The organism is Caproiciproducens faecalis, from assembly GCF_019448085.1.
GTDB lineage: Bacteria > Bacillota > Clostridia > Oscillospirales > Acutalibacteraceae > Caproiciproducens > Caproiciproducens faecalis.
Window position 1 is genome coordinate 57,616 of record NZ_JAGFNZ010000001.1, and the last position, 25,357, is coordinate 82,972.

The following is a 25,357-nucleotide window of genomic DNA, read 5'->3' on the forward strand; positions in this document are numbered from 1 at the left end:
GTTCCGTTCATCTCGTTCACCTCCTTGGAAGGAGCAGTTGTCGTTTTTGCTCTTTCCACTACCCACTGGAGGTGAGGAGGTCGTTTTGACGAAGAAAACGAAAATATTTTGAAAAATATCTCCGACCGTCTTATGGGGCGGCCGGAGATGTAGGATTTAGAATAGGTCCGGGTATTCGCGCTGCAGGAGTTCTTTGGCCTTTTTCAGGCGGGAAAGAAATGTAGTACGTGGGACGCCAATTTTGTCAGCTATCTCCGCATCGGACAATCCAGACATACGCAGGTCGCCAATATGACGGGCTTCCGGCATGATTTCAGCGAGACGATGGAAGAGCATGTCCAATATGATCTGGTCGGTAACGACATCTTCGATGCTGTCGCTTGGATCGGCGAGCTTGTCCAGCATGGAGAACTCCTCGCCGTCGCTATTTTGGTATGTAAGGTCAAGTGAAAGGTTGTCCCCCGGTGCGTGGAATTTACAGATGAGGCAGTCGCCGTCGCACATCCAGTGCTTGTCCTTGGGGCACATACACTGGCGATGCGCCTGGGCGCGTTTTCTGGTAGCCCAGATGTCGCGATAGTAGGCGTAGTACTGCGTCTCAGTGACTTCGACCCACTGCTTGTCATGGGGCAGGTAGATCTTGTAGATACGGGTTTGGCTCTGATTTGCTTCGTTTGTCATTAAAAATTCCTCCGTTTTTCGATTTCTCGAAACGGAGGAATCTGCAGAGCTGACCTGAAAAATGGCAATGTTATGCCGTCCGCAGTCCTGACGGATTACTCCGTTTCGGATTGCAGCTTCCTGTTCAGTAGTCAGCCGTTTGTTATTCTTTTGTCCACCTCGTTGCACTGAACCATCTGTGATCAGCAGATGTACTACAAGGCGGTGTGGCCTCAGCCACTACAACAATTATCTCAGTATTTAACTCCAAAACCCCGGACATAGCTATGTCCGTTTTTTGTGCGCGTAAATAGAAAAGAATAGTATGATAATATCAACAAATAACAGAAAACCCATTGCAGTTTACATGCAATGGGTGTATTATATATTATTGAGTAGGTGTACTTACTGGCGATTTACAGCTTCGAGAGGTGGAAAAATGGAAGAAATCTTAAATGATAAATGGATTAGCATCGAAGAGGCTGCGGATTACTTGGGTGTCAAGCCCGTTACCGTTCGCGGATGGATACGCAGTGGTAAAGACATACCCGCACATAAGATAGGAAAGCAGTGGAAATTTAAACGTTCTGAGCTTGATACATGGGTGAAAAGCGGAAAAAGTGCAATTGAAAATTGAGCACAGCAAATCACTAAAAAACCCCGGTAAACGAAGGAGAATATAAACATGGCGGTTAAGAAAACAGAATTATACAGCTCCCTGTGGGCGAGCTGCGATGCGTTAAGAGGAGGGATGGACTCATCTCAATATAAAGACTACATATTGACGTTGCTTTTTATGAAATACGTCACTGATAAATTTAAAGGGCAGAAATACGGAGATCTTACTGTATTTGATAAAGCCCATGATCCAAATCCAGACCCAGAGAAAAGAACCGGTTGTTCTTTTGATGACTTTATCGCGCTTAAGAACAATAAAAATATTGGCGAAGGCATGGATAAAATAATCGCTCGGCTGGCTGAAGTAAACGATAGCCTGAAGGGTGTTATCGACATTGCCCATTTTAACGACGAGCAAAAAATTGGTGTAGGACAGGAAATGGTAGATAAGTTGACAAAACTCATTGCTATTTTTCAGCGTCCAGAACTGAATTTTACAAAGAATAAGGCCGAGGGCGATGACATTATTGGCGACGCTTACGAATATCTGATGCGTAACTTTGCCAGCGAAAGCGGTAAGAGCAAGGGCCAGTTTTATACTCCGGCTGAAGTTTCTCGTATTCTTGCCAAGGTAATTGGTATTGACCGTTGTAAGAATCATGATGCTTCTATATGTGATCCAGCATGTGGCTCTGGATCACTGCTTATTCGAGCTATGGCAGAGGCACCGTTTGATATAGATGGCTGTGGTCAAGAAAAAGATAGCTCGACTGCTGGCCTTGCCAAGATGAATGCTGTACTACATAACAAGTCATGGATCACCATCCGTAGCGGAAATACATTCTCAAATCCTCGCTTTATAAAGGATGATGACGCTTCCGAGCTACGCCGCTTTGACTATATTGTAGCCAATCCACCATTTTCTATGAAAAACTGGACCGACGGTCTTCAGGAGTTCGGCCGTTTTGACGGTTATGGCGACAGACCACCAGAAAAGAACGGTGACTATGCTTGGCTACTCCATATACTGAAAACGCTGAAGAACGACGGTAAGGCTGCTGTTATTTTGCCGCATGGTGTACTCTTCAGAGGAAACGCTGAGGAGACCATTCGTCGTTCCATTATCGATAAAGGCTGGATTAAAGGTATTATCAGCCTCCCGGCAAACCTATTCTACGGTACCGGTATTCCTGCTTGTATCTTGATTATTGATAAAGAAGGTGCCGCAAACCGTCAGGGCATTTTCATGATTGATGCCAGTCATGGCTTTGTTAAAGATGGAAATAAGAATAGGCTGCGCGAACAGGACATTTATCGTATCGTCACTACCTTTAACAAGCAGATTACAGATGACCCGAAATATGCTCGGCTTGTGCCGTACAGCGAAATCAAGAACAAGAGAAACAACTACAACCTTAATATCACAAGATACATTGATTCTTCTGATAGCGATGATGTACAAAATATCAATGCCCACATTAATGGTGGTATTCCAGCCGCTGACATTGATGGGCTGAGTAAATATTGGAAAGTATTTGACTCCCTGAGGGAATCTCTCTTTGCGGAAATGCGCCCCGGCTTCTATAAGTTGATTGCGGATAAAGACAAAATCCGGCATGTGGTTTATAGCAACGAGGCATTCGCCGCTTATGGCGAGCTGGTGGACAAGGCTTTTGTGCAGTGGAAGGAATATTCTTATCCTCAGCTTACCAGCATCGATGAGGAGCTTGAAATCAAGGAGATGATTGTTGACCTTGCTGAGGAGCTGATTACTCTTTATGAGCCGCTGGAGTTACTTGATAAATACGATGTGTATCAAGTGCTTCTGGCGTACTGGAACGAGGTCATGAACGATGATGTCATCATGATCGCCACCGATGAAAAGGGCTATGCACTGGCTCGAGAGACTGAAAACATCATGGGCGAATATACCTCCGGCAAAAAGAAAGGCGAAGAAAAGGTTGTTGGCTGGGAGGGCAAGCTTATTCCGAAGGCGATTATTGCTGATGCTTTCTTTGCAGCAGAAAAGGCCGCCATTGAAGAGATGGAGGATTTGGTGGCACAGACAGAAGCAAGAATTACCGAACTTATCGAAGAAGCGGATGAGGACTCCGTCATTACAGAGATTGCCGAAGACGGCAAGATCAAAGCTAAAGATGTGGATGCCAAGATTGCCGAAATACTCAGTAGCGTTACCACACCGGAGATAAAAGCGCTTGAAGCCATGTATGCCATATGGTCCGACATAAGTAAGAAAGCAGACTATACCGCTTACATTGCTAAGCATCCGCTATGCAGGTGTGTCCTTAACGATAAGGGCACTACCAGCAAGAGTGCAGTGTATGGAAAAATAAAAGAACTACGTGCAACGGCTCCTATTCCGGCAGCTTATACCGAGGATTATGAAACACTGAGCGCAGTAAGCGGGCTGCTTTCCAAAGTTGATGAGTATACAAAAACGGTGAAAGCTCTTTATAAGGAACTGGATGAAAAGTGCAAGGCTCAGTATAAAAAGCTGACCGATGAAGAAATCATTGATCTACTGGTAAACAAGAAGTGGTTTAACACTATCGCCAATGGTATCAATGAGCTATACACAGCCATCTCTCATAACTTAACAAATAGAATCGTCGTATTAGTTGAACGCTATGAACATACCTTACCGGAGCTTTCAAAAGACGTTCATGATTTCGATTCTAAGGTGAAGTCACATCTGGAAAGGATGGGATTCACATGGTAAAGGAAGGTTACAAACAAACAGAAGCAGGCTTTATACCTGAGGATTGGGATACGATTACCTTTAGGGAATGTTTTGATGTGCTTCCGAATAATACGCTTTCTCGTGCAGAGCTGAACTACAACAGTGGCAAGATAAAAAACATCCATTATGGTGATGTGTTGATTAAGTTCCCGGAGATACTGGACTGTGAGCGTGAAACGCTTCCGTTTGTAAACCCGGAATGTGTTTCCAAGCTCAGTACAGCCGTGCTTCAGGACGGCGACATTATCATTGCGGATACTGCCGAAGATAATACTGTTGGCAAAGCAACCGAAGTCATCGGAATTGGAGAACAACGCATTGTATCTGGTCTTCATACAATTCCTTGCAGGCCAAAACAGAAAGATCGCTTTGCTCTGAAGTGGCTAGGCTATTATGTAAACCATCGTGTTTACCATGATCAGTTGCTGCCCTTTGTCACCGGCATTAAGGTTTCTTCTATATCAAAAGGGGCTATAGCTGATACGGTTATTGCCATACCAAAAAAAGATGAGCAAAAACACATTGTTGAGGTACTCTCTGATATGGACAATCTCATTATTAGCCTTGAAGAACTTATTGTAAAAAAGAAGGCTATTATGGAAGGCGCAATGCAAGAGCTGTTGACAGGCCAGTGCCGACTTCCGGGATTTGAGGGAGAGTGGAAGAACTTTGCTCTCAGTGACGTTGCCACAATCGTGATGGGACAGTCGCCAGATTCAAAATATTATAACGAAGTGCAAGGAACTCCCCTTGTTCAGGGAAATGCAGATATAGAGAACAGGAAAACCATTATTCGTTTTTACACTACTTGTGTTACAAAGCAAGCATACAAAGGCGATATTATTTTTACAGTTCGCGCACCCGTTGGGAATGTTGCACATGCGACATTTGACTGTTGTCTTGGCAGAGGTGTGTGTGCCTTTAGAAATGCATCGCAGTTTCTATACCACCTTTTAGTATACAAACAAGAATCTTGGTCGGAACTGTCAACAGGATCAACGTTTGATTCTATTAACTCAGATAATTTAAGTAAAGTAGAGTTCAATATGCCAATAGATGAGGGTGAACGCGATGCTATCGCTGAGGTGCTAACCTCTATGGATTCCGAAATAGAATCCCTTCAGTTAAAACTTGAAAAATACAAAAAAATGAAATCTGGCATGATGGATGAGCTTCTCACCGGAAAGGTCAGGTTAGTGTAAAAGGAGGAATAGTAGATGAGTATTGGCGAGCCTGAAAAAATTACACAAGCAAAGGTCACGGGTTTCTTCAAAGACAGAGAAATTTTGGATTACACTTACTTAGGCAATTTGGAAGATAAGGCAAACGCGAATATCAAAGAAGACCTTTTACGCGCTTATCTCCATTCCTGTGGTTACGATCAAGTACTGATTGATGGCGCTGTGAATCAACTTGTCAAAGCGGCAGGAGATATGACTCGCGGTATTTATGATGCAAATAAGACCGTCTATTCACTACTGAAGTACGGCGCAAAAGTGAGGCCATCACCGGAGATGGCACCTAAGACGGTTTATTTCCTGGATGCCGACCACCCGACAAACAACCATTTCGCAATTGCTGAAGAGGTAACGATTGTTATGACGCAAGAAAAGCGTCCGGACATTGTTATTTATCTGAACGGCATCGCTGTTGCGGTTATTGAGCTTAAAAAGAGCAGCGTCTCTGTTTCCACCGGTATCCGACAAAATCTTACCAATCAGAAGGACAGCTTCATCCAGCCATTTTTTTCTACGGTGCAGTTCTGCATGGCAGGCAACGAGACCGAAGGACTGCGTTATGGCACTTTGCTGACAAAAGAAAAGTTTTATCTGGAATGGAAGCCAGATGGTTTCCATGACCATAAGGATGAGCGCACTGAAACCGACATCCGTATTGATGACGAGTGTGCAAAAATTAGTAATAAACTTCTGCGCCAGCTCTATGCCATGTTTGATAAGGAACGGTTCATAGACCTGATTGAGAACTTTATCGTCTTTGATAAGGGAATTAAAAAAGTATGTCGCTATAACCAGTATTATGGAATCAAGCGGGCACAGATGCGCCTTGCCAAAGATAAGGGTGGTATCATTTGGCATACCCAGGGAAGTGGTAAGACTCTGACAATGGTCTGGCTCTCTAAGTGGTTGTTAGCACACGGTTACGGCAAAAATCCGCGTGTGCTGATTGTTACCGATAGAGATGAATTAGACGAGCAAATTGAAAAGACATTCAAAGGGGTCGACGAAAGCATCACCAGAACTACAAGCGGTCAAGATTTGATTGATAAACTAAATTCTTATGATGATTCACTTATTTGCTCCCTTGTCCATAAGTTCGGCAAGCGAGGCGGTGAAGCATCGGAAGCCGACTATGATAAATTTATCGAGGAAATTATGAAGAGCTTGCCGGAAAGCTTCGAAGCCAAGGGTAAGCTGTATGTATTTGTCGATGAATGTCACAGGACTCAGTCTGGCAAGTTGCACGGCGCTATGAAAGCGATTATGCCGAAAGCTATCTTTGTTGGTTTCACCGGTACCCCACTGTTGAAAAAGGATAAAAAGACCAGCATTGAAGTGTTCGGCCCGTATATCCATGCTTACAAATATGATGAAGCTGTACGAGATGGAGTTGTTCTGGATTTACGCTATGAATACCGCGATATTCCTCAAGACCTTTCTTCACAAGATAAAGTCGATCTATGGTTTGATACAAAGACAAGAGGTCTTTCTCCACGCGCCAAGGCGAAGCTAAAGGAGAAATGGGCTACAATGCAGAAGGTTTACAGCTCCCGCTCTCGCCTTGAGAAAATCGCATGGGACATCATTGAGGACTTTGACCTGAAGCCACGTCTCATGGATGGTAACGGCAATGCCATTCTCGTTGCTGATTCCATATATTCTGCGTGTAAATATTATGAGATATTCCAGAGTAGAGGTTTTAAGAAGTGCGCGATCATTTCTTCCTACACACCGAATGTGGGTGATTTACGTACAGATACCGTCAGCGATGAAGATGATACAGAGACCTTTGAAAAATACGAGATCTATCTGAAGATGTTGGGTCTTGACCCTGAAAATCTTCCGGAGAAGTTTTCCATACAGAAGCGTGTTGAGGATTTCGAGGAAGAAGCAAAGCGCAAGTTTGTAGAAGAGCCCGCAAATATGAAGTTGCTAATCGTTGTGGACAAGCTTTTGACCGGTTTTGATGCTCCACCTTGCACATATCTTTATGTGGATAAGAGCATGCAGGATCATGGCCTTTTCCAAGCCATCTGCCGTGTAAATCGTCTGGATAACGACAGTGACAGCAAGGATTTCGGCTATATCGTTGACTACAAGCAACTCTTTGGCGACTTGAAGTCTGCAATGGATACATATACTTCTGGTGCCCTCTCCGGTTATGATGAAGTAGATGTCGCCGGTCTGATTAAGGACCGCGGCAAGGAAGCTATCGCGTATTTCAAAGAGACTTATGACGAACTGGAAGAACTGTGCGAAGGAGTCGAGGAGCCGCGCGAAGATATCCAGTATCTCCATTATTTCTGCGGCGCATCTGGCACCGACGAAGAGACACAGGAAATTTATGCCCGCATGAGAGAAAAACTTTACCGTCTAGTCAGCCGCCTCGTACGTGCTTATGCAGAAGCGAAGCCGTATCTCACGGAGGTGTACACATCAACCGAAATTAATGCTTATGAGGATAGGGTCCGTTTCTATATTGAGCTTAAGCAGGCTATCGGTAACGACAGCGGCGACTTCCTCGATTTTAAAGCATATGAGCCGGATATGCGTAAGCTTATAGACAACTATATCATTGCCTCTGAGAGCGTAAAAATCGGTGACTTTGATGATCTTACCTTGCTGGACTTTATTAAGAACAAGGGTAAAGATCTCGACGATGATGATAAGCCAAAGAGCACTAAAGATGGTGCCGCAGAGGCTATTGAAAACAATATTCGTCGTAAGATCGTGGAGAAAGTCACGGTTAATCCGAAATACTACGATAAGATGTCTGCAATTCTTGACAAGCTGATCGAACAGAGACATCAAGGCGTTATAGCATATTCTGAGCAGCTTGCCCTCTACATTAAGTTGGCAAAAAATGTTGAACACCCGGAAGAAAATGAGGATTATCCTGAAAGTATCCGTAATAGTCGGGCATTGCAGGCAATTTATGATAATGTTGGTGAAAACGAGGAACTTGCAATTAGAATCCATAAAGCTGTGCTCAAAAGCAAGTTGCCTGGATTTAGAGGAGACTCTGTTAAAGAACATAAAATTCAACGTGAACTGTTTCGGGTCCTAAATGATGATGATGAAGTAGCGCGCATCTTTAAGATTATCAAAAAGCAGGAGGAATATTGATGCAGATTGTCATTTCGGGAATCCCGATTAATGTGCAAAAAAAGAATATAAAGAACATGCATCTGTATGTCAAACCTCCAGATGGGCATGTCATTATTTCTGCACCTCTTACTATGGATGATAAAGCGATAGAAGTCTATGCCCGCACAAATGTAAGCTGGATAAAAAAGCAGATTCGGAAGTTTCAGGAACAGCCTCGAAGCGGTAAACGCCAGTATGTTTCTGGCGAAACCATCTATATCTGGGGAAAACAGTATTTCATAAAGTTCGTGCCAGACAGTAAAAAGAATAGTTTTGCCCTTCAAGGAGATCATGTTATTCTCTCAATGAGTAATGAAAGTACTGTCAAGCAGCGTGAGAATTATATTCACGAGCAATATCGCATTCTTTTAAAGCAGGAGATTGAGCGTCTGTTGCCAAAGTGGGAGCAGATTACGGATCTTCATTGTGAAAGCTGGCAGACAAAGTATATGGTCACCCGCTGGGGCACCTGTAACACAGAAAAGAAAAAGCTGTGGTTTAATCTACAGTTGGCCCAGAAGCCAATTGAGTGCCTAGAATTCGTTATCCTGCATGAGCTGATACATCTTCGGTCCCGAAAGCATGATGCTACGTTTATTGAATACATGGATTTGTATATGCCGAACTGGAGAGATATTCGCAACGAACTGAATGAGCGTAAGCTGGATTATTATGATGCACACGATGAAAGTCCACTCAAAAAGTTGATCAACACCGAGCGGTATGATGAAATCAAGGACGCCGCTCTCGCTTATTTGGAAACAGATCCAGAACTTGATAAAAAAAAGTACAATGTGGCGCTCTCAGATATCGAGATAGAAAACGTCGTACATATCGAGCAGCCATACGAAGGCACTATTGCTTTTGATGTTATTGTTTCATGTGATGTTGAGTCAATTGATCGTAATGGAAAGGGACAACCATATTTTTCCGAGAAATGGTTGAGCATTCATTGTGAGGTTTCCATTGGTATCGAGCTCTCTAATTTCTCGATTGTAAATGTCGGCAAATGCGAGGTTCAGGAAGAAAACGGAAATGACCGTTTTTCCGGGGAGCTTGTTCCAATTATTACTCGTGATGATTTTGATCAGGAAGCAACGCTTTTCCTTGAAAAATTCTATCCCGACGCCTTAGAAAAACCGGTGCCAGTTCCTATCAGGCAAATTGCAGAGAATATGAATCTCACTATAATCGAGGATACACGGCTTTCAGAAGAACTCTCTATCTTTGGTATGGTCGTGTTTGAGGACGGCAATATCGGTGGGGCCAACAAAGATGTACTAGTGCGTAAAGCAAAACGCGGGACCATGTATATAGACCCGCGCGTATATTATGAAAAAACTTATGGCACCGCCAACAGTACCATAGCTCATGAGTGTTATCACTGGTACAGGCATCGACCATACCACGCCCTCATGAAGATGATTGGTGCCAAGGATGATGTTGGGAAAGTAATACAGTGTGCTATCCAAGCAAATAACAAAGACACCGAAAAGTGGAAAGCTATAGACTGGATGGAATGGCAAGCTAATAGTGTAGTTCTTAACATCTTGATGCCTTATCAGACATGCAGAATCGTAATTGATAAGCTTCTAAAAGAGTATGTTGAATCAGTGGAAGAAGCATATAAACAGCAAGGCTTGGAAACCGTTATCGATAGAGTTGGCGAGTACTACGGCGTATCGCGACAAGCTGTAAAAACTCGTATGCGTCAGTTGGGATACTCCATCATTGATGGTGTTTACACATATGTAAACGGTCATTACATTCCGCATTTTTCTTTCAATGCGGAAGCTGTCGGCAGAAATCAGACCTTTACAATTTCTGCTACAGACTTATTCAAAGCGTACTGCTGTAGCAAGGAATTCAGAAAAATTATTGATTCTGGAAATGTTGTCTATGTCGATGGTCACCTCTGCGTAAACAAACCAGAATATGTGGAGATAGGTGACGACGGCACTTGTCATATGACAAAATATGGGCTGGCCCATGTAGACGAGTGCTGCTATTTATTTGATCTTGGCTATACATACGAGTCTAAATACCAGGGACTAAAAACTTACGCTCAATTCCTGACAAAAACAAATCCGCAACTGTCAGCCCGTGAGTGTTCTTATGACCCGACAAACGTGCATAACCAGGCGTTGAACGCCTTGATGGACAATGCGCCTCAGCGGTCTAATGCGCTTCGAAGGTATCCAGGGTCGTTTGCTGAAACCTTGGTACAGTTGATGAATGAACGTCATTTGTCAAATAAAAAGCTTGCTGACTTATCTCTTGTTGGAGAGAAGACAATCCAGCGCATACGCAATGATGAGGAATATCCGACATCAAAACAGACAGTGCTTGGGCTTTGTGTCGGCTTGAAATTATCGCCAGCTGAGGCTGAAGATTTTTTCGCTAAATCTGATTTTAAGTTAAATACTACAAAAACGGAAGACTACATATATAAGTGTATTCTTGGCTCGTGTGCTGTAAACTCAATTTATGCAATAAATGAAATGTTAGAAGCACATGGGGTTCCGCAATTGGGTAGTAGCTCGCAGGAGTAAGGAAAGGCATAACCAAATCTAATGATAAAAGTGAGTAGATAGAGTGCGATGTGCAAATGGAATAATAAAATTCCATCTAAACCCGACATTTCGAACTGAGTGGAGTGGGATAAGGAGGACTTATTATGAATAGCAACGAAGAAAAGCGAGTGTGGGGTATCCATACTATGAATGATGCCCTTTTCTTAAATGATAATGTTATTGCTATTGGTTGGAGAGAGATGGGTGATTTAAAGCAAATCGAAGGAAACAGAGAAGCGTTTAAAGAGCGTTATAACAAGGTATATCCTGATTCAAAAAAAGGTGCTGTAGCAAATGGCGTGGGAATGCTATACCGTTTTGTTTATGATGTGCAAATTGGAGATTACGTTGTCTTCCCGTCCAAAATAGATCGCCAAATAAATATTGGTACCGTTGAGAGCGATTATATATACAATCCGAATGCAGAAGAATATGTTCAGCAGCGTAAAGTAAAATGGCTGAAACATCTTCCTAGAACGTCATTTTCACAAGGAGCTTTGTATGAAGTCGGTTCTGCAATGTCTTTTTTTGCAGTAAAGAACTATGCCGATGAGTATTTAGGTGCGTTAGATAAAAGTTTCAAAAAGGCTGTAATTTCGTCAGAAGACGATGAAAGTGTCGGGGCTACAGCAGATGACATAGTTGAAACTACAAAAGACTATATACTCAAAGTATTAAGTAAGAATCTTAAGGGATATGAACTTGAAGAATTTGTTGCTGATTTATTGACCGCGATGGGATACCGGACGTCAATTTCGGCTCATGGCGGTGATAGCGGAATTGATATAACAGCATACAAAGATGAGTTGCCTCCTCGCATTTTAGTGCAGGTCAAAAGCCAGGATGGAGATATAAAAGAAACAACCATTCAATCGCTAAAGGGCGCAATGCGAGAGGGAGACTATGGGTTGTTCGTTACATTGTCTAATTACACGAAAAACGCGCAGAAGTATCTTGATAGCGTACCGATTATTCGCGGTATTAATGGAACCGAACTTGTGGATCTAATTCTGAAGTATTATGGGAACCTAAGTGAGAAATATAGACGAATGATCCCACTGAAGATGGTATATATACCAATGCCTAACGATAAAGAGTAAAGTTTATATGATTCTTGTCTGTCTAATATACAGAGTAAGGAATTCGCATATGAGATGAGAGGTGTAAAACGTGAAAATATACGTTGGAATAACCGATAAAGATTGGTATGAGCAACTTAAAGCTCAGAAACCAGAAGAGGTGAATTTCTGGAAGCCAGGATCGAGTAATTTTAAAGCCCTAGAGCCCAACGATATGTTTCTATTCAAATTACACCATCCTGCAAATTTTATCGTTGGAGGCGGTTTTTTTGTACGCTTTTCGCTATTACCTTCTTTCCTCGCATGGCAAGCTTTCGGAATGAAAAATGGTACAACCTCATATGAAGAGCTTCAGAAGAGAATAAAAAAATACCGTAGTCGTAATGGAATCAACAGTGATAACGCCCCAATTGGGTGTATCATACTTACTGAGCCGTTCTTTTTTGACGAGCATGACTGGATTCCAGTGCCTATAGATTGGAATCCAAACATTGTACAAGGAAAGACATATGAAACAACCACGGAACTTGGCAATCACTTATATTGCCAGATTCACGAAAGGCTTCAGTTGTGCAATAATGCGAACTTCAATGATCAGAAATCAAGGTATGCTGAATCATTGACTATGCACAGACTTGGTCAAGGCACTTTCAGGATAGTGGTGACAGAGGCCTATCAGCGTAGGTGTGCCATTACTGGAGAAAAAACGCTTCCTGTGCTAGAGGCTGCCCACATCAAACCCTTTTCTGAAAACGGGCCTCACGATATAAAGAACGGATTGCTTTTACGCTCCGATTTTCACACACTGTTTGATGATGGATACATAACGATAAACTCCGATTTTGTCATTGAGGTAAGCAAAAGGCTTAATGAGGATTATGGCAATGGAAAGGATTATTATAGATATCATGGTAGTAAACTGCAGTCAATGCCGTCTTCATCAGTCGAGCTTCCCTCACAGGAATACATAATGTGGCATAACGAACATTGTTACAAAGGGTAAATAGATAATGAATGACAACAATTAAGTGTAAGAGCATTACCGAAAGAAGACGGTCCTGCAAAGGTTTGTAGATTCGGTGAAAAGTGCAGGAGTAGGCTGTAAGAAATTCAAAAATGCAATGGCTAAATGAGGTTAGGAGAATGTTTAAATGAACGATAAAGTAACACACGCAATAGATACTATGAAAAAGGGCTATGCTCTTGACCCTAACCGCATATTAGCTGATTATAGAAAAGAAACGGCAGAAATTAGAGGGTATCATGGCCGTGAACTGTTAGAACTGCTCCAAAATGCAGTCGACGAACTCGGTGGAACAGATGACCGCTCTGTTGCTATAATATTAAAAGATAATGTGCTGACAATTAGTAATAACGGAAGCGTATTCACTTTTGAAGGCTTTATTTCGTTAATGTATTCGAACCTCAGTCCGAAGCACAATAAGAATGATTATATCGGCAATAAAGGTACAGGATTTCGCTCTATACTTAACTGGGCAGATCGTGTCCGCATTTATAGTGGTGATTTGTCTGTGGAATTTTCAGAAATCCATGCACGGGAAACGCTGACTGAGTTGCTTGAAAACGCTAATGTTGCTGAGTTTTGCAAAACACATGATGATGTACAGCTTGCGACACTCGTTGCACCTCGGTTGATTAAGCCTTTAAAAGACAAAGAATACGATACAGTAATTGAGGTCGCATTAAAAGATGACGTTGTTGATAAAGTGATAAGTCAGCTACAACAAATCAACTCAAAAACGCTTTTGTTTTTAGAAAAACTTGAGAAACTGACAATAGAATATAACGGAGAAATTTATATTTATAAAAAGATCATTTCTGAACGTGAAAACGGTATTAGAGACATACATATTACCACAACCAGAAATGGCGAGACCGTCGAAACAGACGATTGGTCTATCCTATCTCGAGAGGGCATCTTTGAGAAGCAAAAATATGGCGTGATGGTCGCATTTAAAGAAGATATGTCTGTTGTTCCAGACGTTTTATACAGTTACTTTAAGACAAAGGTACAATTCCCCGTTCATGCGCTTGTTCACGCAACGTTTGACCTAAACGCAGACAGAAATCACCTTAATGAAACAGAGGCGAATAAGTACATACTCAAAACTATTTGTGATACGCTAATTGAACTTGCACTACTGACAACTTCAGAGAGCGTGAATTATGCTCCTCTTGCCCTGCTTTCAACAATAAGAGATTTTCCTAATGAGTTAAGTTGGGACGATTTTTCTATTAGAGATTATTATCTTGAAGTGGTTGCTGCAAGCAAAGTATTTCCCACCATAGATAGCAAATATATATCGTTTGCTGAAAAGCCAAGATTTTATGATAGTAATATTGCCGATTTATTGAGCGGTGATGTATTTGCTACGTTAATGCCTCCAACGGATAATATTTCTATAAGAGCTATGTTAAAATCCATTGCAAAGTATAAAAAAACAAGTTTGCGGTATCCATATGGCGAAATCACAACTGGCATCAATGTTGTTTTACCGTCGTTTCAAATCAAAGAGAGGGCAGCATTATGGCTTGCATTTATAAACGAATATAAGAATGATATTTCACCGGAAAATAAGCCGCATTTTGTGTTGGACAGTCGAGGTAATTCTGTAACTGACGATCAACAAGTATTTTTACCAGCAGAAAATGTTGAATTTTCCTCACCGCCTGATTTTACGAAAATTGTTTTTATGAATAAAGACCTCGTAAGTGCTTTGCGTGACCTACAAGGCAAAGAAAGCACATTAAGAGGTCTTGCCATTGAACTCTCGAAATTCAATGTTCGAGAATATAATCTTGCAAACATTATTAACGCGGTAATTTCTCGTTTAAAAAGCCGTACACATCAAACAAGCAAGAAAACACGCGGGTGTTACGAAGAAACTATCGAGTGGCTATGGAAATTATGGAAAGCTAATGTTTTGAAAAACGAAATGGTTGCTTTAACAACAATTCCATTGATAAATCGTAAGGGTGAAGTTAAAAACGCAAACGAATTATATTTTGGACAAGAGTTTGGCAACGCAATAACTGAAAATTTGTTTGATAAAAATGATGCCCTTTTTGTTTCAATACCAAAGCGAATATCTTTAACTGATTTGACAAAACAACAGTACATGGAATTTTTGACGGCGTTAGGTGTCTCCCAGTTTCCTCGAAAGACTAAAGTACAAATCCGTCCAGTTCCAGAAGCGTACAAAGAAATTATATACAGAAGTATAAAAAAATACCCGTTGCTCGCAGAGGACAATCGCTATAACAACGAACAAGAATTTCGCAACGCAACTCTTAGATATGTTGAAATTGTTACTGTTGAACATCTTAATGAAATACTTGAAAAGGCAAATACCAAAAGCATAATCGATTGGATTCGACACGACGAGAACCTTCGCCTCTTGCTATCCGAATATGAGCCAAGCACAAGCCGTGCTTATGTTGATAATTTGTATCAGCAAAAATTCAGAGCCATTAGCGGTGAGCAGTTAGCTTCATACCTTCATTTTACCTTTGCAACGAGCAAGTGGATAGAGGTTGATGGTATCAGGTATTCTCCGAAGCAGTGTTTATTGGTGAGTAAAGTCGGCACATTATTTGCGCCAATAGTTGTCGCACCTAATTTGGACTTATTCATAGATAATCATAACCGCAAAATTTCGGAAACAAATGCTGTTCAGGATATTTTGGAACAGATTGGTGTCGCGTCTGATTATTCAGTACTTGACACAGGAACACTTTATTCATTGTTGCTGGCAATACCCCAAGCCGACGAAAACGGTGATATAAGTAAGGCACTTTATACATCCATTTTAAAGTCTGGCGGTCTAAGAAATTTCGACCCTAACAACGGAAAATATCGTGAATTTTTACAAAACGGGAAGGTTTATTGCAAAACTTCAAAAACATATATGGCGATAAAGGATGTGCGCTATCTTAATGAAAAGACGGTAAGTCGTGAAATACTAAAGGATTTTAATTTGATTGCTATACCCAGCAGACAAAATCAAGAAAATATTAAGCGTTATTTTGGAGTGTCGTCATTAAAAATCAAAGGGTCTGTAGTCGGCGATCCGACAATTCACCCAGAGAGCGCTGCCTTTGAACAAGATTTTAATGATTTTATATGTTATGCTTTTTGCTCTCGCGTGGATAGCGCAAAGCAGAGTGAGATTTCCACCGTGAAGTCCTTGAAGGTTCGTTTGTGTACCAATATAAAAGCAGACTATGGCAAAGGAGAAGTTGAATTAGGTGAAAGCTCTTATATCAGGGGAAAAAACTGTGTTTATGTTCAAGCACCTAGAAATGGTGGTAATTTAAAGCAGCTAAAGAGTAATGTTGATTTCTGTTCCGCAATTGCCGAACTTTTTATGACAGCCATTGATATTCAGGATGACACTCTTTTCGGGTATGTACGCTCTTTATATGAGAAGGAGCCGCACAATCGCAATGCTTTAATCCTACACGATTATGATGATTTAAGCATTCTCGAAAGGTCTCGCGATGTCTTAAATCGCACACAATCAGAAAAGGAAATGTTTCTTTCAGCTTGCATCCTTATCGCCGGCGAAGATATCATTGCATCAATTGAAGCAGACATAGACTCAATAAACTTTGCTGATTTTAACTCAACGGCAAATGCGGGGGCGCTTATTAATATTTTAAGCAGACTAAATGTTGATATTGAATATTTTAATGAAAAATCTGAAGTAAGCATAGACTTAACACCTTTTTATTTAGAGTGTTTACAAAAGAGGTCCAATGATGAATTCAATTCATATAAAAACGGATTGTTTGCAATGCTAAAAAAAGAGTCCATTAGTGTACAACGTACATTCTTGAAACAATTGGATGCATACAAAATGTTTGTTTTCAACCCGCCTAACAGCATCAATTACGATTGGAACGCTGAGTTTTTAAAGCACTTTGGAAATATAATTTCATCAGTGTCTAATGAGGACGCAAACTCGGCTTGGAAAACGAATAAGGAAATTTTTGTGAAAGATAAAGATATGCTCATAGTTAACGATATGTTCGTTGATTCAGAATTGGAGAGCCTGTTGTACTTCGGCAATTTTGATGAGTTAAACCAGGCATACAACTCCAGAAAAACGGAGATTGATAATGCTAAGGCACATGAATCAAGAATATTAAGCGCTACGTCCGCGCCCCCCATCCCGATTATTTCGGTTGATGTTTCTGCTCCACCGAACAATATAAACAATAATACAGGGCATACAACCCGTTCTGGTAATCGCTTGGCGGGAATGAAGCGTGAACGCAATATATCAGATTGGGGAGCGTTTGCCGAGAAACTCGTATATGAACAAATGAAATCTGTTTTTCGGAATGTGGTATGGGTATCGGAGAACGCAAAAAAAGAAGGGGTCAACCCTGATGGCATAGGTGGCTTGGGCTATGACCTCAAGTATTCTAATGAAAAAGGTGAAACCATTTATGTAGAAATAAAGTCTACTACCGGGACTGAAATTGCATTTGTAATTACGGAAAATGAACTGAACTTTGCAGAAGCACATCCGCACCAATTTGAGGTCGTATTGGTTACTGCGTTAATGAATGCCAACGAAAGAAAGATTTATAGACTTGTAGGTTTATTTAATTATGCAGATGGCGAAGACCGTTTTTGTAACTCGAAGTTTAGCATCACGGGAGATAACTATACGGTACATTGTCAGATTGATTCGGGAAACAAAAATGCATAACCTGCCAAGAATCAATTACTTCTGCTGGGCATTTTCCAACGTATACGTGGATTATCTATTAACTAAATAGCGGAGGTTATACTGCGTAGGGTAACATATAGTTCCGGCAAACTATGCGTCAACTGGAAATGTGTCTGAACAAACTTATTCCCGCGAACGGGCAAAAACTATTGACCTGTTCCCGCGAACCGATAATACCCATAAAAACCATGCTCGACCTATTCCCGCGAACAGGCAAAATGAAAAATACAGACCAGACATCAATCTGATGCTATCGAGGCATGTGGAGTGCTGCTGTTTGCTGGAACGTTCGATTAAGGAGTAGATATCATGTCCCCATTCTTTAAACAAGTATATGGCATTGTAGAACAAATACCTTGTGGGAGGGTGGTCTCATACGGTCAGATTGCGTGTATGTTGGGGCGACCCCGTGCGGCACGAGAGGTCGGATGGGCCATGCGATGCTGTCCTGACGGGTTGCCTTGGCAGAGGGTGGTCATGAAGGACGGTACGATTACGGGTGGTATTTATGAGGATATGCGCAGAGAAATTCTTAAAACCGAAGGAGTGACATTCCTGCCTGACGGCCGCGTTGATATGAAGTTATGCAGTTGGTTTGGCTGACCGCGGCGCTGTTAAAGCGATAAAATTTTACATCTTCGACAAGGATATACCAGCTTCGAGCGACATCATTATTGTCTACTCAAGTCATACGGGAGTCTGCTGTTTGATTGAGAAGGCATAAAGCCTTACAATTAAGGAGTGTGATTGATATAAAACCGGGAAAACGAAACACGCTTACACTCGTGTTATTTGCAATTTATTTACTGGCGTTAACTTGGCTGATTCTCTTCAAACTGCAATTTTCTATCCCGGTAACGAAAGAAGGACGAGTTGTCAATCTGATTCCGCTTTTGGGGTCTTTCGGGAACAATGGCGTGATTCGCTTTGCCGAAATCAGAGTGAATATTCTCGCTTTTATCCCTTTGGGAATCTATACTTGTATGCTGAAAGCGAAATGGCCTTTCGTGAAAAAGGTCCTTGCAATCGTTGGATTAACTTCTGCTTTTGAAATAATACAATTTATTTTTGCAATCGGCAGAGCCGACATCACGGACGTTCTTAGCAATACGCTCGGAGGGATCATCGGGATTGGCATTTACGCCTTGCTGTCCAAGGCTTTGAAAGGCAGGACAAACAAAGTTATTACTGTACTTGCCGCGGTATTCACCGTTTTGGCAGTATTACTTGTCGCTTTGCTATTAATAAGTCACCGATGGGTGATTATCAAATAGAGATCAGTAACACAATATTAAGGAGCGTGAATGAAATGTGGAAGTGCCCGAAGTGCGGACGTGAGTTCAAAAACACGGAGCAAGATCACTTTTGCGTGAAACCGAACAGCATTGACCAATACATCGCCGTACAGCCGGAAGATGTGCGGCCTCTGCTGCAAAGTATCCGAGAAACCATCCGCGCAGCCGCGCCGGAAGCCGCTGAGAAAATCTCGTGGCAGATGCCGACTTTCTGGCAAGGTGAGAACCTCATCCATTTTGCGGCGTTCAAAAAACACATCGGGCTGTACCCCGGCGGCGAAGCCACAGCCGAATTTGCGGAGCGGCTCATAGGCTATAAGACCAGTAAAGGAGCAATCCAGCTTCCGATCGGCAAGCCGATTGATTACGAACTCATCACCGACATTGTGCGGTGGAGGGTAAAGCAAGCGGAGGGATAAGAATGGCGGAATTTACAGCCGAAGAATTAAGCGAAGCGCATCGTGCCTTGCTGTCCACGCTCCATAAGTGCGAGAAGATAGACGCCGCGAAACTGGGTAAGTCACAGCAGACTCTTCTTGAACGGCGAATCGCCGCCCTGAAGGTTGCACTGACATTGATCGAAAAGGAACAAGCCCAAAAAGAACCGGGAGAGAAAATGCTATGAAACCAAGAATATTTACGACTGCTTTTTCTAAAGTCTACCCGCTGCTCGTTCAAAAAGCGGAGAAAAAGGGCCGCGCAAAAGCGGAAGTCGATTTGGTCACTTGCTGGCTGACGGGCTATGACGAGCATGGCTTGCGGGCGCAAATCGAGAAAGAGGTTGATTACGAAACGTTTTTTGCTGAGGCCCCGCAAATCAACCCAAACGCCCATAAAATCACGGGAGCAGTCTGCGGCATTCGCGTTGAGGAAATCGAAGACCCGCTTATGCAGAAAATTCGCTGGCTTGACAAACTGGTTGACGAATTGGCAAAAGGCAAGCCAATGGAGAAGATTTTGAGGAGTTGAGGCTGTGCTCTTGGGGATGATGAAGTCAAAGAGCCGCCACCTCTGTTCGTCTTGTCAAAACGCATGATGGTTACCATAAAATACAGTCTTATAGGAAAGAACAGGAAGGCCGTCCGCAATATTTGCGGACGGCCTTCCTGTTTTTACCCTTATTCATATACACACGCTGTCCATTGGATGCTGAAAGGAGCACGGCTTAGCTCTGGAAAGCAATTAGTACAAAAATAATTAACTTTTAAAAAAAATACTTGACATGTTGATGTTCATGAATTAATATATTAACAGAGTGAATGAATTAACTGCGTGTATACAGTCTAAAGCGAGTAAAGGACGGAAAGCGAAAATGACAGGTGTTATAGGGAAAAATAATAGTGATTTAACGGAAATGAATCGCTCTGCCGTTGTAAGAATCTTACAGCAGCAAGAGGTGTGTTCCCGGGCGGACATTGCCAGACAAACGGGTCTTACCCAGGCGGCTATTACAAAAATAGTAGCGTCGATGATGGAGATGGGCATTGTATCTGAAGTGGGAATTATAACGGGCAGCGACAACCGCCGCTCAATCGGGCTCAAACTGAACGCCGACAAGCATCAAATCATTGGGGTGAAGTTTGCAAGACAGATGTTCGCGGTGGGCGTGTTCGATATTTCAGGGAAAATATACTTCCAAACCGAAACAAAGTATCCGTTTGAGGAAGATCCCCAAAAGGTTCTTTCTGCTATGAAAAAGCAGATTCACGAAATGCTGAACAAATATGAAAATGTGGTTTCCATTGGGCTTGCTGTTCCGGGGCCTTACCTGAGGGATGAAGGCCGTATTGCGGTAGTGACCCAAATGTCTGCCTGGCACACGGTCAATTTTATAGAGGAATTCAAGGAAGAGTTCAATAAGCCCGTTTTTATAGAGCATGACGCAAACGCGGGCGCGTTGGCTGAGTGGCTGTTTGGAGGGCACACCCAGCCGCTGCATACGCTGGCATATTTTCTGGTAGGCGACGGCGTGGGTGCCGGTATTATTGAGCGCGGACGCCTTTTTCTGGGTGTGCAGGGCACTGCTTGTGAAACCGGGCACATTAGTGTGGACGTCCACGGCCCGCGCTGTGAATGCGGGAACTATGGCTGCTTAGAAATGTATTGTTCGGCTCCGGCCATATTGAAGAAAGTGAAGGAACGTGTGCCGGAATGCCTTCCCAGCGAAAATCCGCAAAGCAGCGACGCCTGCACCGCCGTTTTTGAAGCGGCCCGTGCCGGCAATCAAAAAGCGATGGATATAGTGCGAGAGACAGCGGAGTATATCGGTTACGGCTGCGTTACTCTGATAAACGGCTATAACCCCGACATTATTATTATTGGCGACGTCGTATCTCAGGGAGGGGATTTGCTGCTGCCGATTATTCAGGAAGTGGTAAGGCAGCGCGTGATTCCCGAGCTGCACACCAAGGTGCGGATTAAAATATCCGACCTCAAGGTGGATCCCACCCTTTACGGCGCAGCCGCAACAGCGACGGACAAGGTGCTGCAGCTGCCCAGTAAGTTTTCGGCAGCCGGAAAAAGGGGGTAAGATCAATGATTGCTCCCGAAACAATGCAATATAAAATGGTCTTTTGCGATATTGACGGGACTCTCATAGACTCGGAACACCGTGTTTCTTCGGGCACCATACAAAAAATACAGGAGCTCTATCATATCGGCATCCCTTTTATACTTGTTTCGGCGCGTATGCCCTCGGGAATTTTCCCTTTGCAGCGCGAATTGGGAATAAAAGCACCGATTGTTTGTTACAGCGGCGCACTGATTCTCAATGAATGCGGGGACCCGGTCAGAACAGCTGGGATCGACCGTGAAAAAGCGATTCTTATGGATAGCTTTGTGAAAAGAAAATGGAAGCAAGTTTGCTGCAGCGCGTATTGCCACGATGACTGGATTGCAGACAATGTTCATGACAAATGGATTTTGCAGGAACAAAGCATTACGGCGTCGGTGCCGAAAGAAGGCAGGATTTCCGACTTGGTTCCGCAAAAAGGGCATATACATAAGCTTTTGTGCATGGGAGAAGCCGGGGCGATAGCGGACCTCGGCAATGCACTGAAAGAAAATTTTTCGGGCCTTTCCATTTACCGCTCCAAAGACACCTATCTTGAAATTATGGACGGATCTGCCTCAAAATCGGGCGCGGTCAAGTATCTTTGCAAGGCCTATGATATTCCCATTGAGGCTACCGTATCCTTCGGCGACAATTTTAATGACATGGATATGCTGCTTGCCACCGGTACCTGCTTTGCAATGGGAAACGCGCCGGCGGAGGTAAAAAGGCAGGCGCGGAATGTGACGGCAGACAACGACCACGAAGGTGTGCTCGCAGGACTTGAACAGTTAATATTCGCAAAAAACGTTTAATAAATTTTGCTCGCAGAAATGCAAGCGTATGGGGAGTGAAGTTATGGAACGTCCCTTAATCCTGCAGATGCAAGGTATTACCAAGCTCTTTCCGGGCGTGCGTGCACTCGACGATGTCACGCTGGAGGTACGTCAAGGCGATATTCACGCAATTTGCGGAGAAAACGGCGCGGGAAAATCAACTTTGATGAATGTCCTTTCCGGTGTTTATCCTCACGGCTCCTATGAAGGCAAGATTATCTATATGGGGAATGAAATTGCTTTCAGGGACATTAAAGAATCGGAGAGAGCGGGAATCGCAATTATTCATCAGGAGCTGACAATGATTCCGGAGCTGTCCATTACCGAAAACATTTTTTTGGGAAACGAGACAGTCAATCACGGGCTGATTGACTGGGACACCGAACGGCGCCGTACAGCCGAGCTGCTTGAGAGGGTAGGGCTGACGATTGACCCCGGCACCCTGATTAAGCACTTGGGCGTGGGTCAGCAGCAGCTGGTGGAAATTGCAAAGGCGCTTTCCAAAAATGTCAGGCTGCTGATTCTGGATGAGCCGACCTCCGCGCTCAACGAGACCGACTCTGCGAACCTGTTCGAGCTCATGCGGGGCTTAAAAAGCAGGGATATCACCTGCATTATGATTTCGCACAAGCTCAATGAAATCGCGGAAATAGCCGACGCCGTCACAGTCATTCGCGACGGACGCACTGTCGAAAATTTCCACGTTAAAGAAGGACAGATTGATGAGGACTGTATTATCCGCGCTATGGTGGGGCGTTCCATCGAAAACCGATACCCCTCCCACGAATCCAACCCCGGAGAGGTGATCTTCGAAGTGTCCGACTGGCGCGTGGAAGACCCCGATATTCCGGGACGGCTGATTTGCAAGGACTCCAACTTCTTTGTCAGAGCGGGAGAAATCGTAGGGTTTGCCGGACTTATGGGCGCGGGAAGAACGGAACTGATGCGATCTATCTTTGGGAGAAACTACGGCATCTACCTTGGCGGTTCTATCAAAATCAAGGGCAAGGAAATTCGTGTTGCTTCGGTTTCCTCCGCTATCCGTCAGGGCATTGCCTATGTGCCGGAAGACCGTAAAAATCTGGGACTCAATCTGATAGATACCATCCGCATTACTACTGTTTCGGCAAATCTAAAGGCAATACTGCGCGGCAGGCTCCTTGATTTGGATAAGGAATTTCAGGTTGCCGAACAGCAGCGCTCTTCCTTAAATGTCAAAACGAACAGCGTTAACAGCGGCGTGTCCACCTTGTCCGGCGGGAACCAGCAAAAGGTTGTTCTGGGCAAGTGGATGTTTACTGAGCCGGAGGTTCTGATTCTTGACGAACCCACCCGCGGGATTGATGTTGGCGCCAAATATGAAATCTATCGCCTGATTCAGAAGCTTGCGGATCAGGGGAAAGCAGTTATCATCGTTTCCTCCGAGCTGCCCGAGCTGCTTGGGATATCGGACAGAATCTACACCGTTTTTGAAGGAAGCATCACCGGCGTGTTAAACCGCCAAGAGGCCAATCAGGAAAAACTCATGAGAATGATGACAAATACCTCTAAATTGGATTCGAACTCGGAAAGGACGGAAATGCTTTATGAGATATCTTAAGAAAGTACTTGGCGGCGGACTGCGGCAGTACAGCATGGTGATTGCTTTAGTGGCACTTACCCTGATCTTTAATATTACTTCGGGAGGAAGGATGATTACCTCCTCCAACTTTCAGAACCTGATATCCGGTAATGCGTATGTGTTGGTACTGGCGATAGGAATGCTGATGGTGATTGTAATCGGACAGATCGACCTATCTGTCGGCTCGGTGGCCGGATTCTCCGGAATGGTGATGGCTCTTGCGGCGCGGGACCTTGGATGGCCGTGGTGGCTCGCGGTGCTTCTCAGCCTTGCAATCGGCGCTGCTGCCGGAGCGTGGCAAGGGTTCTGGCTCTCCAGATTCGGGATTCCCGGCTTTATTACGACCTTGGGCGGCATGATGATTTTCCGCGGCGGCGTCATCTGGATTTCCAAGTCCATCTCGGTGCCGGCACCGACGGAACTCAAAGTGTTTGGCTCTGGGTATTTGCCCGAATGGGGCCCTGCTTTTACAGGAATGAACAACTCGACACTGCTGCTGGGCATCCTTGCGATCGCCGCTTTCGCTTTTACACAATTACGCCGGCGTAAACGTTCGGCAGCTCTGACCGGAAAAACAGAGGAGCTTTGGCCGGTGGTGGTTCGGATTATTTTGGTTGCTGTTGTCATTGGTTACATAACATGGATTTTCGGTACCGGGCGTACCGGCACATCGTTCCCCATACCGGGTCTGATCCTTGTGGTTTTGGTCATCATTTATAATACCATTACTCAGCGCACCAGATTTGGCCGCCATGTCTACGCGGTTGGGGGCAACAAAACATCGGCTGCGCTGTCCGGTGTGAATGTTCAGAAAACTTATTTCCTCACGATGCTGAATATGTCCCTGCTTGCGGCTTTGGCTGGAATTATGTTTGTGGGCCGGTCAACCGCGGCTGGTCCGTCGGATGGAACCGGATGGGAAATGGACGCCATTGCGTCGGTCTTTATCGGCGGCGCGGCTGTTTCGGGTGGTGTTGGAACCATTACTGCCACAATGGTCGGCGGACTGGTGATGGCCGTTCTCAACTCCGGGCTGATGCTCATGGGTGTCGGTGCTGACCGTACTCAGGTTATTAAGGGCTTTGTACTGCTTGCTGCGGTTGCTTTCGATGTTTTCAACAAGCAACAGGGCCGCGCATCCATCATAGGAAGACTGTTTCCCGCAAAGGAAGGCAAACCTCAAGAAGCTAACCCTGCCAGCAGCGATTCGTGAAAA

The 25,357-nt window shown here is 43.7% G+C and carries 18 protein-coding genes; 17 read left to right on the forward strand and 1 reads right to left on the reverse strand.

The window, feature by feature from the left end; genetic code table 11:
- Positions 1-156: 156 nt before the first annotated feature.
- A complete protein-coding gene (locus J5W02_RS00330; RefSeq protein WP_255575493.1) occupies positions 157-849 on the reverse strand; it encodes an RNA polymerase sigma factor in 693 nt (230 codons plus the stop codon).
- A gap of 250 nt (positions 850-1,099) precedes the next feature.
- On the opposite strand from J5W02_RS00330, the gene J5W02_RS00335 reads away from it, so the two are divergent.
- From J5W02_RS00335 to J5W02_RS00415, 17 genes are all read left to right on the forward strand, one after another.
- Complete coding sequence (locus J5W02_RS00335; protein WP_219938437.1) at positions 1,100-1,297, forward strand: helix-turn-helix domain-containing protein; 198 nt, start codon at positions 1,100-1,102, stop codon at positions 1,295-1,297.
- A gap of 48 nt (positions 1,298-1,345) precedes the next feature.
- Complete coding sequence (locus tag J5W02_RS00340) at positions 1,346-4,018, forward strand: type I restriction-modification system subunit M (protein WP_219938441.1); 2,673 nt, start codon at positions 1,346-1,348, stop codon at positions 4,016-4,018.
- Positions 4,012-5,241 (forward strand): restriction endonuclease subunit S, encoded by a 1,230-nt coding sequence (locus J5W02_RS00345; RefSeq protein ID WP_219938443.1) that lies wholly within the window; start codon positions 4,012-4,014, stop codon positions 5,239-5,241. The genes J5W02_RS00340 and J5W02_RS00345 overlap by 7 nt, the downstream gene beginning before the upstream one ends.
- A 15-nt stretch (positions 5,242-5,256) precedes the next feature.
- Positions 5,257-8,403 (forward strand): type I restriction endonuclease subunit R, encoded by a 3,147-nt coding sequence (locus J5W02_RS00350; RefSeq protein ID WP_219938444.1) that lies wholly within the window; start codon positions 5,257-5,259, stop codon positions 8,401-8,403.
- Positions 8,403-10,976, forward strand: a complete 2,574-nt coding sequence (locus J5W02_RS00355; protein WP_219938446.1) for a YgjP-like metallopeptidase domain-containing protein — start codon at positions 8,403-8,405, stop codon at positions 10,974-10,976. Before J5W02_RS00350 ends, J5W02_RS00355 begins: the two co-directional genes overlap by 1 nt.
- Positions 10,977-11,101: 125 nt before the next feature.
- Entirely contained in the window at positions 11,102-12,097 is a 996-nt protein-coding gene (locus J5W02_RS00360) for a restriction endonuclease (RefSeq protein ID WP_219938448.1), read from the forward strand.
- Between the two features lie 70 nt (positions 12,098-12,167).
- Positions 12,168-13,079, forward strand: a complete 912-nt coding sequence (locus tag J5W02_RS14820) for an HNH endonuclease (RefSeq protein ID WP_219938450.1) — start codon at positions 12,168-12,170, stop codon at positions 13,077-13,079.
- 148 nt (positions 13,080-13,227) lie between these two features.
- Positions 13,228-17,817, forward strand: coding sequence for a DUF3883 domain-containing protein (locus J5W02_RS00370; protein ID WP_219938452.1), 4,590 nt, complete (start codon positions 13,228-13,230; stop codon positions 17,815-17,817).
- A 330-nt stretch (positions 17,818-18,147) separates the two neighbouring features.
- On the forward strand, positions 18,148-18,441 hold the full coding sequence (locus J5W02_RS00375; RefSeq protein ID WP_219938454.1) for an MGMT family protein: 294 nt from the start codon (positions 18,148-18,150) through the stop codon (positions 18,439-18,441).
- Positions 18,442-18,581: 140 nt separating this feature from the next.
- Positions 18,582-19,112, forward strand: coding sequence for a VanZ family protein (locus J5W02_RS00380; protein WP_330659639.1), 531 nt, complete (start codon positions 18,582-18,584; stop codon positions 19,110-19,112).
- A 35-nt stretch (positions 19,113-19,147) separates the two neighbouring features.
- Entirely contained in the window at positions 19,148-19,552 is a 405-nt protein-coding gene (locus J5W02_RS00385) for an iron chaperone (protein ID WP_219938456.1), read from the forward strand.
- A gap of 2 nt (positions 19,553-19,554) precedes the next feature.
- Positions 19,555-19,758 (forward strand): hypothetical protein, encoded by a 204-nt coding sequence (locus J5W02_RS00390; RefSeq protein ID WP_219938458.1) that lies wholly within the window; start codon positions 19,555-19,557, stop codon positions 19,756-19,758.
- Positions 19,755-20,102: a DUF2200 domain-containing protein gene (locus J5W02_RS00395; protein WP_219938460.1), complete on the forward strand. Its 348-nt coding sequence runs from the start codon at positions 19,755-19,757 to the stop codon at positions 20,100-20,102. Before J5W02_RS00390 ends, J5W02_RS00395 begins: the two co-directional genes overlap by 4 nt.
- A gap of 343 nt (positions 20,103-20,445) precedes the next feature.
- The gene (locus tag J5W02_RS00400) at positions 20,446-21,663 is read left to right on the forward strand and encodes an ROK family transcriptional regulator (RefSeq protein WP_219938462.1); all 1,218 of its coding nucleotides are present in this window, start codon (positions 20,446-20,448) and stop codon (positions 21,661-21,663) included.
- Positions 21,664-21,668: 5 nt separating this feature from the next.
- Entirely contained in the window at positions 21,669-22,499 is an 831-nt protein-coding gene (locus tag J5W02_RS00405) for a Cof-type HAD-IIB family hydrolase (RefSeq protein ID WP_219938464.1), read from the forward strand.
- Positions 22,500-22,542: 43 nt separating this feature from the next.
- Positions 22,543-24,120: a sugar ABC transporter ATP-binding protein gene (locus tag J5W02_RS00410; protein ID WP_219938466.1), complete on the forward strand. Its 1,578-nt coding sequence runs from the start codon at positions 22,543-22,545 to the stop codon at positions 24,118-24,120.
- Positions 24,107-25,354 carry a sugar ABC transporter permease gene (locus J5W02_RS00415; protein ID WP_219938468.1) on the forward strand — a complete coding sequence of 416 codons (1,248 nt, stop codon included), beginning with the start codon at positions 24,107-24,109 and terminating at the stop codon, positions 25,352-25,354. Before J5W02_RS00410 ends, J5W02_RS00415 begins: the two co-directional genes overlap by 14 nt.
- Positions 25,355-25,357 lie beyond the last annotated feature (3 nt).